Here is a 14,530-nt window from a genome sequence, read left to right on the forward strand (position 1 = left end):
ATGGCAAAACAATACAGTCGAGCAAGCCGCATTGGTCAACAATTGCAGCGTGAATTGGCAATGGCGATGCAACGAGACGTGCGCGATGCACGCTTGGGCATGGTTACCGTTAACGAAGTTGAAGTCTCCCGTGATATGGGGTACGCCAAGGTCTTCGTAACGTTTTTGAACGACGACGAAGCGGAAGTAAAAGCGCAAATCGAGGCTCTGATTGAGCTGGCGCCGATGATCCGTACTCTGATTGCTGGCCGAGTGAAGCTGCGGGTAATGCCTGAGCTGCGCTTCCAGTACGATCGCTCTTTGGTTGATGGCATCAACATGGCGACTTTGGTCGGCAAAGTGCGTGCTGAAGACAACGCCAAGATCGAAAAATTCGGTCGTGACGATGAAGACGAGGGGCAAGAGTAATGGGTCGCCGTCGTAATCGTGGCCGTCTGATTGACGGCGTGGTGCTGTTGGATAAGCCCCAGGGCTTGTCCTCCAATGACGCACTGCAGAAGGTAAAGCGGATCTATCACGCCAACAAAGCCGGCCACACCGGGGCGCTGGATCCATTGGCAACGGGCATGTTGCCAATCTGCTTGGGTGAAGCGACTAAGTTTTCTCAGTACCTGCTCGAGTCCGACAAGCGTTACACCGTTATCGCCAAGCTGGGGCAGCGAACCACCACCTCTGACGCCGATGGCGAAGTGGTGTCTGAGCGCCCAGTCGCGGTCACTCAGGCGCAAATTGATGTGGCTTTGGATGGCTTCCGTGGTGAAACCATGCAGGTGCCATCCATGTACTCTGCGTTGAAGTACCAAGGTCAGCCGCTGTACAAGTATGCGCGTGAAGGGATCGAGATCCCTCGCGAAGCTCGCCCAATTAACGTGTTTGAACTGAACCAGCTGCGCTTTGAAGGCGACGAGCTGGAACTGGACATTCATGTTTCCAAAGGCACTTACATCCGCACCATCGTTGATGATCTTGGGGAAGTGCTGGGCTGTGGCGCGCACGTTATCTTCTTGCGTCGTACTCAGGTGGCGAACTACCCGTACGAGCGCATGGTAACTCTGCCGCAGTTGGAAGAGCTGCTGAATCAAGCGCAGATCCAAGAAGTGGCTCCGAAGGAATTTTTAGATCCTTTGCTGCTGCCAATGGATACCGCGGTGGCGGATCTGGAAGAGGTCAACATGACTGAAGTGGTTGCCAGCTATCTGCTGAACGGGCAACCAGTACAGATCCCTGGCGCGCCGTTAAATGGGGTTGTACGCCTGACCATGGGCGACGAAAAAACCTTTATCGGTTTAGGCCAGATTGATGACGCCGGTTTGGTGGCACCAAAACGGCTGATCAACCGCCAGGAAGGTTGAGTCGGGCGGATAAAACCGCTACAATCCGCCGCCTTGAGCTGAGTTAGTGATCGGCTCAAGTTGTTTAAAGCTTATTATATTTGGAGAAAGACTATGTCACTAAGCGTTGAAGTTAAGGCACAAATCGTTGCTGAATTCGGTCGTGGTGAGAACGATACTGGTTGTCCAGAAGTTCAAATCGCACTGCACACCGCTCAGATCAACCACCTGCAAGGCCACTTTAAGCAGCACATCCACGACCACCACTCCCGTCGCGGCCTGCTGCGCATGGTTGCACAACGTCGTAAGCTGCTGGACTACCTGAAGCGTAAAGACGTTGCTCGTTACCAAGAAGTTATTGCCAAGCTGGGCCTGCGTCGCTAAGTCGTACCAAGTTTGTAAAAAGGGAGCCTTTGGGCTCCCTTTTTCTGTTTCTGCGCCGCAGAAAGTTAGCCCTCTGCGGCTGCTGCGCCCTATCGGTTTGAATAAGCCACTAAAAATGGCATGGCAAGCACGGCACACCGCTGTCTTTGTGGAGCCGATGCAGTATACTAACCTGCGAAATTTAAGGCGAAAATCAAGTTAAGGAAACGACACGTGAATCCTGTCATTAAGAGCTTTCCGTACGGCAAGCACACCGTCACTTTAGAAACTGGTGTAATTGCACGTCAAGCCGATGCTGCCGTACTGGCAAGCATGGGCGACACTACCGTTTTGGTATCTGTTGTAGGTAAGAAAAAAGTACAACCTGGCCAAGACTTTTTCCCGCTGACGGTTAACTACCAAGAGAAGACTTACGCTGCTGGTAAGATCCCAGGTGGCTTCTTCAAGCGTGAAGGTCGTCCAAGCGAAGGTGAAACTCTGACCGCGCGTCTGATCGACCGTCCAATCCGTCCGTTGTTCCCGAAAGGTTTCATGAACGAAGTACAGGTTGTTGCTACTGTCGTTTCTGTTGAACCTGCGGTATCTCCTGACGTTGTAGCGATGATCGGTACCTCTGCTGCTCTGTCTCTCTCTGGCATTCCATTCAACGGCCCAATCGGTTGTGCCCGCGTTGGTTTTAAAGATGGCGAGTACCTGTTGAACCCGTCTCGTGAAGAGTTGGCTGAATCCAAGCTGGATCTGGTTGTTGCCGGTACCGAAGGCGCGGTTCTGATGGTTGAATCAGAAGCAGAAGTACTGTCTGAAGAAGAGATGTTGGGTGCGGTCGTTTACGGTCACCAAGCACAACAGGCTGTGATCAACGCCATCAACGAATTGAAAGCGGAAGCAGGCAAACCATCTTGGGATTGGACTGCACCAGCGAAGAACGAAGCCTTGGCGGCGAAAGTTGCTGCTTTGGCTGAACAGGGTCTGGGCGATGCTTACCGCATCACCGATAAGATGCTGCGTGTTGATGCCATCAACGCCACCAAAACTGCCGCTAAAGAAGCCATCTTGGCTGAAGATGCAGAGCAAGACGCATCTGAAATCGCAGGTCTGCTGAGCAGCCTTGAGAAGAAAGTGGTTCGTAGCCGCATCATCGCTGGTGAGCCACGCATCGATGGCCGTGATACCAAAATGGTACGCGCCCTGTCGGTACTGCCTGGCGTATTGCCACGTACTCACGGTTCTGCTTTGTTCACCCGTGGTGAAACTCAGGCTTTGGTGGCCGCTACTTTGGGCACCGAGCGTGATGGCCAGATCATCGACGAGCTGGTTGGTGAGCGTACCGATCGCTTCATGCTGCACTACAACTTCCCTCCATACTGTGTAGGCGAAACCGGTTTCATCGGTTCACCTAAGCGTCGTGAAATCGGCCACGGTAAGCTGGCGAAGCGCGGTGTTCAGGCAGTAATGCCTAGCGCAGAAGAGTTCCCGTACACCGTTCGTGTGGTTTCTGAAATCACCGAATCTAACGGTTCTTCTTCTATGGCTTCCGTATGTGGTACCTCTTTGGCACTGATGGATGCGGGCGTGCCAATCAAGGCTTCTGTTGCGGGTATCGCAATGGGCCTGGTTAAAGAAGGCGACGACTTTGTTGTTCTGTCTGACATCTTGGGTGATGAAGATCACTTGGGTGACATGGACTTTAAAGTAGCGGGTACCGAGCAAGGTGTTACTGCACTGCAGATGGACATTAAGATCGAAGGCATCACTCAGGAGATCATGCAGATCGCCCTGAAACAGGCTAACGAAGCTCGTAACCACATTCTGGGCGTGATGGATCAGGCGATGCCTTCCCACCGTTCAGAGCTGTCTACTCACGCTCCGCGTATCACCACCATCAAGATCAACCCGGACAAGATCCGCGATGTGATTGGTAAAGGCGGTGCGACCATCCGTGCGTTGACCGAAGAAACCGGCACCACCATCGAGATTGAAGACGATGGTACCGTGAAGGTCGCTTCTACCGACGGCGCTGCAGCGAAGCTGGCTATCGAACGTATCGAAACCATCACCGCAGACGTTGAAGAAGGCCGTATCTACAAAGGTAAGGTTGTTCGTATCGTCGACTTCGGCGCGTTCGTGAACATCCTACCGGGCAAAGATGGCTTGGTGCACATCTCTCAGATCACTGAAGAGCGTGTGAACAACGTGGCTGATCACCTGAGCATGGGTCAGGAAATCGACGTGAAAGTAGTGGAAGTGGACCGTCAAGGTCGCATCCGTCTGTCGATGAAAGACATTGCCGCCGCGCCTGCTGCACCTGCAGCAGAGTAAGCGATTGGCCACCTAACCGTGGCCAATACCGCAAAAAAAACGGTCGCCCTAGGCGACCGTTTTTTTATGCTTAACGAACAACGTTAACGCGCATTTATTAGTCAAATGGGCTTGTTGTAACCGTTAATCTTGGAATTGTGCTGTAAGTTCTTTTAAAGGCAGGAACTCAAATAAGGAAACGGCGGTCAGAAGCACCAACAAGATGGCAAGCAGCAACCCGGTTGGGTTGATTTTCTTTGGTGGTGCAGGCGGGACCTTACCCAACTTCATCTGGGCATTGTGTGCCTTGAGGAGTTGCCCCTCTTGTTGCACTTCTACGATCAAAATATCACCAACCGCAGGGCGATGAGGGCGGTAGTTGAACGCCGCTAAGTCGACATAGACTTTGTCAGATTGGCCATTGGGTCTCATGTAACCATAGCCTTCGTTGTCATGCCATTCGAATAGAGTGCCTTGCAACCGCATTGCCACCGCTCACCTTTTGTTAAAAATTAGTAAACATCGTCATGCTAATACGAAAAAGTTTGAAAAAACAGCATTTTGTTGTCATCCCGCCAAGGTGATTTTGGTGGTAATATCTATTTATCTCAGGCAGAGCTAACGTTTTAGCGCTCTGTTTCAAAGGCCGCTTTCATGGCGCCATGCAAGGACAATGAATGAACATCAAAACTTTGTGGTTACCTTTGATGCTTTCCGGTGCGCTGCTGAGCGGCTGTGCTTCCACCAAGGTTGAATCCACCGAAGATAGAGGGCCGCAGCTGTTATTGGCCACGCCGCGCCAAGCGGATCCGCAACTTGAGATCCAAGTGGCGAAGCTCACCGAGCTGCTGGCCAGTGCGAAACTGAATGAACAGCAGCAGGCGCAGCTGTTGTACGACCGCGGCATTCGTTTTGACGCCCTTGGCCTGCGAACGTTGGCCCGGTTGGATTTTAATCGCGCGATGCAGCTGCAGCCGAATGACGCCAACCTGTTTAATTTCATGGGGATCTATTCCACCCAAGCAACGGAATTTGATCGCGCCTACGAATCCTTTGATTCAGTGCTCGAGCTCGATCCTAAGTACGACTTTGCCTACTTGAACCGCGGCATTGCTTCCTACTATGGCGGACGAACCGATCTGGCCCAAATGGATTTCAATACCTTCTATCAGCAAGACCGCACTGATCCTTATCGGGTGATCTGGCTCTATTTGGCTGAAGTGGCACAGCAACCAGATACGGCCATTGGTAACATGCGTGGCCGTGTGGCCGAGCTGGATAAAAACAACTGGGCCAGCGGCATTGTGGCGTACTACTTGGGCGACATCGATTCGGTGCAACTGCTGCAAAGTGCCCGGCAGGGGCTGTCGAAAAAAGGTGAGTTAGCGGAACGCCTGTGTGAAGCCTACTTCTACCTTGGCAAAGCGGCTCGATTGCAGGGGCAGCCAAGCAAGGCGATTAACCTGTATAAGCTGGCGCTGGCCACCAATGTGTATGAATTTGTCGAGCACCGTTACGCACTGCTGGAGATGCGCCAAGTTGCCGAAGAGGCGATAGAACAAGCTCACCAAGCTCAGCAACAACCATGAGCACTGTGCGGCAGCAGTTAGCGCAGCGATTGATGATCGATCTGCGCTATTTTGCTGAACCGGAACAGCCACAAACCGCCGTTACCCAATTAACCCCATCGTTGCGGCAGTTGCTGCAATCCCAGCAACTGGGCGGGGTGATCCTCTTTAGTGAAAACTGCCAGCAGCCGGCGCAATTACGCCAGTTGTGCGCCGAACTGCAAGCCACCAGCCAAGATCTGCCACTGCTGATCAGCATCGATCAAGAGGGGGGACGAGTGGTGCGTACTAGCCGTGATTGGAGTACCGGCTTTGCGGGGAATATGGCCATTGGGGCGACCCATGCTGGCTATGGTGATCACTTTGCTGGGGCGACGGCGGCCACCATTGGCACGGAACTGAATGCCTTAGGCATTAATGTGGTGCACGCCCCCTGTGTGGATGTCAGCAACAACCCCGACAATCCGGTAATCAACATTCGCGCTTATGGCGATCAACCTAAGCTGGTTGCTGAATTAGCCGCTGCGGCCTGTCAGGGCTTTGCCCGCAGTGGAGTGGCGGCAACCTTAAAACATTTCCCCGGCCATGGGGATACGGATACCGACAGCCACACTGGCTTGCCGTTGGTTAGCCACGCGCTAGAGCACCTTAACGCGATTGAGCTTTACCCCTATCGGCAGATTTTGCGGCAGCACCCGCCACCACTGCTGATGACCGCACACATTCAATATCCGGCGCTGGATAGCAGCACCATCAACGGCGTCGTGCGTCCGGCCACGCTGTCCCGACGGATCATCACTGAACTGCTGCGTGATGAATTGGGCTATCAAGGGGTGGTCATTACCGATGCGATGGACATGGCGGCGTTAGCGCAGCTGTTGCCGATGGCCGATGCGGTGATTGAGGCGTTTCGGGCGGGGGTGGATATTGGTTTGATGCCGGTAAAGATTCGTTCGGTGGCGGACTTTTCTCAATTAGAGCAGCTGTTGGATGCGTTGGAGCAGGCGGTGACTGACGGCACGCTGTGTAGGCTGGAGCTGAACCAATCCTATCAGCGGATCTGTGCGCTTAAGCGCAGCTTGAATCAGCGCGAACAGGCACCGCTGAGCTGCGTTGGCAGCGTGGCCCACCGTCAGCAAGAGCAACAGCTAGCTCTGGCTGCGATCACGGCCATCCAAGGGCAACGGCCAGAGGCATTACATTGTTCCGCGAAGATCGCGCTGTTGTTGCCGGGCAAGCCACTGTTGCAGGGGATGACTCAGGCCTTAGCGAGCGCCAGTGCGGAACAGCTGCAATTGCAGCCCGTGGATATTAGCCAAAACGAAGTGACGGCTACGACACTGGCAAACTGTGATGTGGTGGTGGCGGGGTTTGTGTCGCCACGGCAAAGCGCGGCAGAGCTGGGCGGGGTGGATGATCTGAGTTTGCTGGATGAGCAAGCGGTTGCCAACGCCTATCAGCCGCAGCGATTGCAACAGCCGCTGGCGTTGGCTCGGCAGCTGGGCAAGCCCGTGGTGTTTCTCTCATTGCGTGCCCCTTACGACGTGGCACGCTTTGGCCAATACGCGGATTGGGTGTTAGCCAGCTATGCCTATCATGTGGATAGCGCGAGTCGTTGCGGCGCCAGTTTAACAGCGCTGGCGCAGGTGCTGTTAGGCGCTGCTGAGGCGCGGGGCACCTTGCCGGTTACGGTTTAATCCCCCCCTTTTTTCTTGCCCTTTTTAACCTTAGAGAGACCTCATGTCGCAATCATTCCAACTGCACGTCGCCCAGCTTTTTGATGGACTGCGGCTGCACGCGAACGTGTCTGTGTCGGTGCTCGATGGCCGGATCCATGCCATCACCCCTTGCACCAGCCCCGAGGTGACCGAAGGCTTATTGGCGCCGGGTTATGTGGATCTGCAAGTGAACGGCGGTGGCGACATCCTGTTTAATGAGCAGCCGAGTGTGGCCGCCATTGAGCAGATGGTAAGAGCCCATCAGCGTTTTGGCACCACGTCGTTGTTGCCCACGGTGATCACCGACGACATCGCGGTGATGGAGCAGGCTGCCGATGCGGTCGCGCAGGCTCTAATCAGCCAAGACAGCGGCGTAGTGGGCATTCACTTTGAAGGGCCGCACATTGCCAAAGCGAAACGCGGCGCGCACAATCACAATCACATTCGTGCTATCTCCGCTGCGGAATGGGCACTGTTTGCCCGCACCGATCTGGGCTGCAAGTTGCTTACGATTGCGCCGGAGGCGGTCAGCCCCGCTGAGATTGAGCGGTTGGTGGTGCTGGGGGTAACGGTAAGCCTTGGCCATTCCAATTGCAGTTACTCACAAGCGCAGCAGGCCATTGCGGCGGGTGCCAGTGGGGTTACCCATCTGTTTAACGCCATGTCGCCACTGCAAGGGCGAGAGCCGGGATTAGTGGGGGCGGCGCTGCTGAGTAAGACAGCCTGTGCTGGGATCATCAACGATGGTCACCATGTTGATTTTGCGAGTGTGCGGCTAGCCTATCAGGCACTAGGTGCAGAGCGACTGTGTCTAGTAACCGATGCGATGCCCCCCGTTGGCGGCCAGCAGCAGCAATTTACCCTGGTGGGGAATCCCGTCATTTTGAATGGCGATCGGCTGTTGGGGCAGGGGGGCGAATTAGCGGGCTCGGTGTTAACCATGGAGCGAGCAGTACAGCTAGCGGTGCAGCAGGTTGGCATTGAAGTGGCGAATGCGTTGCAGATGGCAACAACAACCCCAGCGCGATGGCTGGGGTTGCAGGGGATTGGTCGCATTGCCGTTGGTCAGCGTGCTGACATGGTGTTGCTCAATAAGCAATTGCAGTTGCAGCGCTGCTGGCGTGCTGGTCGCTTACTTTAGTCGGCGTATTTGCGGCGGATCTCTAAGATCTGTGGCAACACGCTGGTAAAGGCGGCCACCAGTTCTGGATCGAAGTGACTGCCGGCATTTTGCTGCACGTGGGCGATGGCATCTTCATTGCTCCAAGCGTCTTTATAGGGGCGGTTAGAGGTTAAGGCGTCAAACACATCAGCAATGGCCACCACACGACCAGACAACGGGATGTTGTAACCGGTTAAGCCGTGGGGATAACCGCTGCCATCCCAACGCTCGTGGTGAGACAGCGCGATTTCGCGGGCCGTAAACAGTAATTGCGATTGATGCTCACCAATGATCTCGGCGCCAAATTCGGGGTGGCGTTTCATGGTTTGCCACTCTTCTGGGGTTAATTTGCCCGGCTTTTGCAGCAACGCATCGGGCACGCCGATTTTGCCGACATCGTGCATCGGTGCCGCTTGGAAAATCAGTTCCGCCCACTCTTCACTTTTCCCCAAAGCCGAAGCAATTAACTTCGAGTAGTGGCTCATGCGGATAATGTGCAAGCCGGTTTCATTGTCTTTGTATTCCGCCGCTTGACCAAGACGACGAATGATCTCTAAGCGCGATTGATTCAGTTCCGAAGTACGCTGCTGCACTAAGTTTTCTAAATGATCGGTTTGATCGCGCAGTGCCAAGTGGGTTTGCACGCGGATCTTCACAATGGCTGGGCGAACCGGCTTGGTAATGTAATCTATCGCACCGATCTCAAGGCCGTGGGTCTCATCTTGAACGCTGTCTTTGGCGGTAACAAAAATCACCGGGATGTCTGCGGTGAGCGGATCTTGCTTTAACCGTCGACACACCTCGTAGCCATCCATGCCGGGCATCATCACATCCAGCAAAATCATGTCTGGTTGGGGCTCTGAACGAGCCACCTTCAAGGCGCGTTCGCCGCTGATCGCTGCCTTAATTCGATATTTGGGGTGCAAAATGCCCCGTAACACATCAATGTTCTCTGGAGTGTCATCGACTACAAGAATGGTGTGTTTATTTTCTACCATCAAACATCGTCCTTGTTGTTGTTCTCACGGTCTTGGTGGATAGCTGCTGTCTCATTTTTATCATACTGAGTCGGCACTGTCTGTCAGTTCTCGCTGCAGAGTTTGTAGTAGTTCTGCGCCTAATTCAAAATCGTAACTTTCAATGGCCACTTGGATTTTGCCGATTAAAGTGTGTGCGTCACCGCTGTCTTGCAGGGCGCTTGCTAGCTGCTCTGCAACATCAATGGCGCTGGTGTCATCATCGTCCAACAAGCGGTGCAATTGCTCAAGCAGCGCGTCGATATCTACGCTGTGGCTACCCGCTGTTGTTGGTTTTGGCGTGGATTGTTCATCGAGTTCGGCAATGCTGGTCAGTACCCGCTCAAGCCCCGTTAGGGTTTGCTCTTGCTCTAATGGCCACACCAGTTCTTGGCGGTTGGCCAAAGCGGTTTCCAATTTCAGGGCGTCGTTTTGCAGGCTTTTCGCCCCAATGGTACCGGCCACCCCTTTTAGGGTGTGCGCCAGCCGCTGGGCGACAACAAAATCTTCTTGCGCTAACGCTTGCTGTAACTGTTGACCAAATTGAGCCTGATTGCTGGCAAATTTACGCAGCAGCTTGCGGTAAGAATCGACTCGGCCTTGGCAGATAACCAAGCCGGCTTCAATATCAATTCCTTCCAAAGCGGGCAGCTGCGAGCGAGCATCGTGGTGAGTGTCACTGACACTGAAAGTGACGGCGGTAACGGCTTTAATCGGCTGTGATGGGGTGATCCACTGGGCCATTTTATTAAACAAATCGGCCAGTTCAATCGGCTTGGCGATGTGATCATTCATGCCCGCGGCGATCACTTTTTCTCGGTCCCCAACCATGGCGTTGGCGGTCATGGCCAGAATGGGCAGTTGCTGGAAACGAGGGTCTTGCCGTAATCGTTCGGTGGCTTCGTAACCGTCCATTACTGGCATTTGGCAGTCCATTAGCACGCCGTCGTATTGTTTTATTTCAAGCAGGTCGAGTGCTTCTTGGCCGTTGTTTGCCAGCTCTACGGTCATGCCGTTGGTTTTCAAAATTTCAGCCGCGAGCTCTTGGTTGAGTTCGTTATCTTCAACCAACAGAATGTGGGCACCTTGCAGTTGGGTGAGCCACTGTTGCAGCTGATCATTATTGGGCTTCGGCTTTGGTGTTTCATGGCCATTGCCGTTAATGCGGTGAATGGCGCTGAGCAGGTGGGTGCGAATAATCGGTTTGGCTAAGAATTCATTCACCTGCAGTTCCGAGGCGGCGTCGGCGGCCTCATCTTTGCCGTAGGCGGTGATCATAATGATCTTAGGTCGCTGATTCAGAGGGTAATTCTGCTCAATGCAGCGGGCGGTTGCGACGCCATCAATTTTTGGCATTTTCCAATCAAGGAAAAGCAGATCGTAGGGGCGACGTTGGAAGGCCGAGGCGATCATCTCTAGGGCAATTGAGCCACAGTTGGCGCTTTCGACTTCATAACCAAAGGACTCCAGCATGGTGCTGAGGATCTCGCTGGCGTGTTCGTTATCGTCAACAATCAACACCCGTTGCCCGGTTCCATCAATGTTAACGGTTGGGCTGTGTAATACCGGCGCACTCGGCAGTTCAAACCAAGCTTCAAAGGAGAACGTCGCGCCTTGGTGCAGCTCACTTTCCACCCAAATTTTGCCATCCATGAGCTGCACTAGACTGGAACAAATGGCCAAGCCTAAGCCGGTGCCGCCAAAGCGACGCGTGGTGGACGCATCCGCTTGGCTGAATGAACTAAACAGTTTGCTGATCTGGTATTGATCCAAGCCGATGCCAGTATCGGCGACGTTAAAGCGCAGACAAAGGCGATCGCCTTGATGTTGGATCAGCTGCACCGACACCAAAATCTCGCCGCTTTCGGTAAACTTAACGGCGTTGTTGCCTAAGTTGAGCAGGATCTGATTTAAGCGCAGTGGATCACCCACCAAGTTTTGCGGCACATCGGCGGGCAGATCGAACAGCAGTTCCAGTTTCTTCTCTTCTGCTTTTAAGCCGATGATGTCGGCAACGCCATCAAGCACGTCGTCGAGCCTGAATGGCACCGACTCCATCTGCATCTTGCCCGCTTCGATTTTAGAGAAGTCGAGGATGTCGTTGATGATCCCCAAAAGCGAGTGGGCCGAATACTGAACTTTTTCGGCGAAATTACGCTGCTTGCGAGTGAGTGAGGTTTGTAAGATCAGATGCGACATACCAATGATGGCGTTCATTGGAGTGCGGATCTCGTGGCTCATGTTTGCCAAGAATTGGCTCTTCGCTTGAGAGGCTTCTTCGGCGCGGATCCGTGCCAATTCGATCGCCTCTTCCATCGCAATTCGTTCGCTGATGTCGCTGAATACCACCACGCAGCCACCGATGCGGTCGTCGCTGATGATGGCACGACAGGTGTACTCGACCGGCAGATGATCTTGCTCTTGTTGGCGAATGAAAATGTCGCGCTGGGTGATGGTTTCGCCGTTGTGCAGCGTAGAGATGATTTTACTCTGCGTTGGATCGTTGTAATCCATGTCGTTGTTGCCAAACAGGGCAGGCAGCAGTTCAAAGCCAACCACGTGATCGTGGGACAGTTGCAGCAGGTTGATGGCGGCATCGTTGATAAAAATCACTTTGCCGTGGCGATCGATCCCAAACAAGCCTTGGCCAACAGAACTTAAGATCAATCGGCTGCGCAGTTCGAGTTCCGACAGTTCGCGGGTTCGTTCTTCTACCTTCAGCTCTAACTCATGCTTAGAGGCACTTAAGCGGTCGTTGGCGCGGCGACCCAGGTTCAAGGTAAATAGAATCGATGGCACCGCAAACGAGAACGTCAGCAACAGGATGATGATGATCTCAGAGCGGAAACGGTAATACTGGGCGAGGGCTTCGCTGCGATCGGTTTTAGCCACAATGTAGGCATTAAGCTGGCCATTCCAGCGAGCAACGGCCATGACATTGACGTTGCGGTAATCGCTAAAATCAAACAGTTGATTGCCGTTATTTTGAAGCCGCAGCGTCTCCGCCAATTTCGGTGAGTAGCTTGACAGTTTCTTATCGTCAAACTGGTTGGGATTATCGAAGCGGGTTTCTGAAATAACGCGGCCATCTTTATCGAACATCAACACTTCGGTGGTATCACCAAAAAAGTATTGATTCAGGCTTTTTTTCAGCTCTTGTTCGCCGCGGAATTCGTGCAGCAAGATGGCCACGATATTGCGTTTGCTGTTACGCACAGGGCTAACCACAAACGACTTTCTGATGGGGATCCCTTGTTGATTGGGCACCATCATCGGTGGGATTAATGTGGCTTGGCCACTGAGGGCGTAGCGCAGTAGGTTAGGGAAGTGCTGTTGCAAGCTGAGTTTGGACAGCTGCGGCCCTTGGTTTAGCAAGATGTCGCCATCGGTTGAAAGCAGCACTCGGATCCGATCCGGCGTTGGGGCAGAGAACTGGTTCATGTAGCTAACCAGTTGTTGTTGCGCCAAGGTGATATTACCGAAGTTGCCAAATTTTGACGCCAATAACAGGCGCTCTAACGGATCAATAAACAGTGGTCGTTGGTTGATCCCCTCAAACACCACGCTGTAGGTTTTAAGCAGATGCTGCATGTTATTTTCGGCTGAACGCAGCGCCGATAACTGCAGCTGACGTCGCTGCTCAAGGGAATCTTCGCGTGCCCGCTCTAAGATAAACCAGCTGCCAGCAACACAAATGGTGATGTAGATGGCAATGGCCAGTTTCACCATCAGAGCAAAGCGTTCAGAACCAAACGCTAAGCTGCTCCGCTCGGAAACCCCACGGAACATGGCACGAGCGATGATCCCCAATAGTAAAAACAGCGAAATGAACAGGCCGCCCAGCAGCCAGACTTTCTGTTGAAAATCGCCACTAAAGGTTTGATCCAACTGGGGCGCCTCAGCGATGTATTGCTCGAACATCTGGCGTTGTTCTGCACCGCTTAAGGTTGAAACGGTTTTATCAATAATGGAATTCAGCAGCGGCATGTGCTGTTGCAATAACAGTTGCTCTTGTTGAATGGCAATTAAGTTTTGTGAAACCGCCCGCAGCCCCACTAAGCCATTTTGTTCCAATTCGTACAGCACATTAAGTTGGGGCCCAAACAGGGCATCTGCTCGGCCATCGAGCACCGCATTGATCGATTCCAACATGCTGTCGGTGGTAATGATGGTGCTGTCTTTAAAGTTGGTGTGAACTTCCCGTTCGCCAATGCTGCTGCGAATAATGGCGATGGTTTTATTCGAGAAGTCGGTTTGCTCCCGAATCGTGCTGTTGTGGGGCACGTAAAAGAAGTAGCGAGAGCGGATCTCCGGCTTGGCAAACAAGCCCAAATCAAGTCGAGATGGGTGATAAGCAACGCTGGGCAGGATATCGATCTTATCTTGTTTGAACAGGGTCATCATTTCATCGAATGAGCCATAAACGTATTCAAACTGTAAGTTGGTATAACGCGCAATCACATTGAGGTAATCGATCATCAAGCCATTGGCGTGGCCGTCGGCATCGGTGCCAATGTACGGTGAGGAATCAAACACCCCCACTTTTAAACTGTGGTTTTTAACCAGCCAGGCTTGTTCTGCGGGGCTGAAATGGATCCCTTGGGACGAATTACTGCCGCTGTTGTCGTAATACAGCTCAAGCAAGCCAATCAGCTCGCCTTCGTAAATGATATTGGCGGTGTGTTTTTGGTATTGCAGGTTGCCCAACGGCACCGGCTGATTAATGTACTCGGTGTTACCAATACGGTGGTAAGAGAAAAACAACTCTTCACCAATGGTGTCAAACACCCGCAGGGTTTTAATGCGCTGATTTCGTTTTACGCTGAGCAATAGGGTTTGCTGCAACTGCACCTGATCCAGGTTGTACAGGAAGATGCTGCTTAAATTGGCCAGTTCGACAGCAAGCTCAGAAGGGCGCTCTTGCGGCTCTGCTGCGGCCTGAATGGGCTGAGCAAAAAACATCAGCGCACAAAATAAGGTGGCCAATATTTTTGAAGAAAGAGAAGTGTTGTGCCGTTCAGCGCAGTGGCTCATGCCAGATCCTTGTTTTGCA

General features: G+C 53.1%; 10 protein-coding genes. 7 read left to right on the forward strand and 3 right to left on the reverse strand.

All coding sequences use genetic code 11. The features are described from left to right. The 4 genes from rbfA (at nucleotide 1) to pnp (ending at nucleotide 4,034) form a co-directional block, all read left to right on the forward strand. Nucleotides 1-408 carry a 30S ribosome-binding factor RbfA gene (gene rbfA / locus Q0796_RS06570; RefSeq protein ID WP_298441307.1) on the forward strand — a complete coding sequence of 136 codons (408 nt, stop codon included), beginning with the start codon at nucleotides 1-3 and terminating at the stop codon, nucleotides 406-408. After that, a complete protein-coding gene (gene truB, locus Q0796_RS06575) occupies nucleotides 408-1,352 on the forward strand; it encodes a tRNA pseudouridine(55) synthase TruB (RefSeq protein ID WP_298441309.1) in 945 nt (314 codons plus the stop codon). Before rbfA ends, truB begins: the two co-directional genes overlap by 1 nt. A gap of 93 nt (nucleotides 1,353-1,445) precedes the next feature. Beyond that, nucleotides 1,446-1,715 carry a 30S ribosomal protein S15 gene (gene rpsO, locus Q0796_RS06580; protein ID WP_298441311.1) on the forward strand — a complete coding sequence of 90 codons (270 nt, stop codon included), beginning with the start codon at nucleotides 1,446-1,448 and terminating at the stop codon, nucleotides 1,713-1,715. Nucleotides 1,716-1,928: 213 nt separating this feature from the next. Further along, nucleotides 1,929-4,034 carry a polyribonucleotide nucleotidyltransferase gene (gene pnp / locus Q0796_RS06585; protein WP_298441313.1) on the forward strand — a complete coding sequence of 702 codons (2,106 nt, stop codon included), beginning with the start codon at nucleotides 1,929-1,931 and terminating at the stop codon, nucleotides 4,032-4,034. A gap of 123 nt (nucleotides 4,035-4,157) precedes the next feature. Here pnp and Q0796_RS06590 read toward each other — a convergent pair whose 3' ends face one another. Then, on the reverse strand, nucleotides 4,158-4,499 hold the full coding sequence (locus Q0796_RS06590) for a hypothetical protein (protein WP_298441315.1): 342 nt from the start codon (nucleotides 4,497-4,499) through the stop codon (nucleotides 4,158-4,160). 191 nt (nucleotides 4,500-4,690) lie between these two features. Between Q0796_RS06590 and nlpI the strand changes: the two genes are divergently transcribed. Genes nlpI through nagA form a run of 3 tightly spaced genes read left to right on the forward strand, consistent with a single transcriptional unit; the run spans nucleotide 4,691 to nucleotide 8,440 of the window. Next, nucleotides 4,691-5,602 carry a lipoprotein NlpI gene (gene nlpI, locus Q0796_RS06595; RefSeq protein WP_298441316.1) on the forward strand — a complete coding sequence of 304 codons (912 nt, stop codon included), beginning with the start codon at nucleotides 4,691-4,693 and terminating at the stop codon, nucleotides 5,600-5,602. After that, nucleotides 5,599-7,278, forward strand: a complete 1,680-nt coding sequence (locus Q0796_RS06600) for a glycoside hydrolase family 3 protein (protein ID WP_298441318.1) — start codon at nucleotides 5,599-5,601, stop codon at nucleotides 7,276-7,278. Before nlpI ends, Q0796_RS06600 begins: the two co-directional genes overlap by 4 nt. A 43-nt stretch (nucleotides 7,279-7,321) precedes the next feature. Further along, entirely contained in the window at nucleotides 7,322-8,440 is a 1,119-nt protein-coding gene (nagA, locus tag Q0796_RS06605) for an N-acetylglucosamine-6-phosphate deacetylase (protein ID WP_298441319.1), read from the forward strand. Here nagA and Q0796_RS06610 read toward each other — a convergent pair. Both Q0796_RS06610 and Q0796_RS06615 read right to left on the reverse strand, forming a co-directional pair. Continuing rightward, the gene (locus Q0796_RS06610; protein WP_298441320.1) at nucleotides 8,437-9,459 is read right to left on the reverse strand and encodes a two-component system response regulator; all 1,023 of its coding nucleotides are present in this window, start codon (nucleotides 9,457-9,459) and stop codon (nucleotides 8,437-8,439) included. The genes nagA and Q0796_RS06610 overlap by 4 nt on opposite strands. A gap of 60 nt (nucleotides 9,460-9,519) precedes the next feature. After that, a complete protein-coding gene (locus Q0796_RS06615; RefSeq protein ID WP_298441321.1) occupies nucleotides 9,520-14,511 on the reverse strand; it encodes a response regulator in 4,992 nt (1,663 codons plus the stop codon). Between the last annotated feature and the right edge of the window lie 19 nt (nucleotides 14,512-14,530).

The sequence above is a fragment of the uncultured Ferrimonas sp. genome (assembly GCF_947489035.1).
Classification (GTDB): Bacteria; Pseudomonadota; Gammaproteobacteria; order Enterobacterales; family Shewanellaceae; genus Ferrimonas.

Excerpts from the sequence above, each read along its gene's own strand:
- rbfA (WP_298441307.1), top strand. The coding sequence starts at position 1 with ATGGCAAAACAATACAGTCGAGCAAGCCGCATTGGTCAACAATTGCAG.
- truB (WP_298441309.1), top strand. The coding sequence starts at position 408 with ATGGGTCGCCGTCGTAATCGTGGCCGTCTGATTGACGGCGTGGTGCTG.
- rpsO (WP_298441311.1), top strand. The coding sequence starts at position 1,446 with ATGTCACTAAGCGTTGAAGTTAAGGCACAAATCGTTGCTGAATTCGGT.
- Q0796_RS06590 (WP_298441315.1), bottom strand. The coding sequence starts at position 4,499 with ATGCGGTTGCAAGGCACTCTATTCGAATGGCATGACAACGAAGGCTAT.
- nlpI (WP_298441316.1), top strand. The coding sequence starts at position 4,691 with ATGAACATCAAAACTTTGTGGTTACCTTTGATGCTTTCCGGTGCGCTG.
- Q0796_RS06600 (WP_298441318.1), top strand. The coding sequence starts at position 5,599 with ATGAGCACTGTGCGGCAGCAGTTAGCGCAGCGATTGATGATCGATCTG.
- nagA (WP_298441319.1), top strand. The coding sequence starts at position 7,322 with ATGTCGCAATCATTCCAACTGCACGTCGCCCAGCTTTTTGATGGACTG.
- Q0796_RS06610 (WP_298441320.1), bottom strand. The coding sequence starts at position 9,459 with ATGGTAGAAAATAAACACACCATTCTTGTAGTCGATGACACTCCAGAG.
- Q0796_RS06615 (WP_298441321.1), bottom strand. The coding sequence starts at position 14,511 with ATGAGCCACTGCGCTGAACGGCACAACACTTCTCTTTCTTCAAAAATA.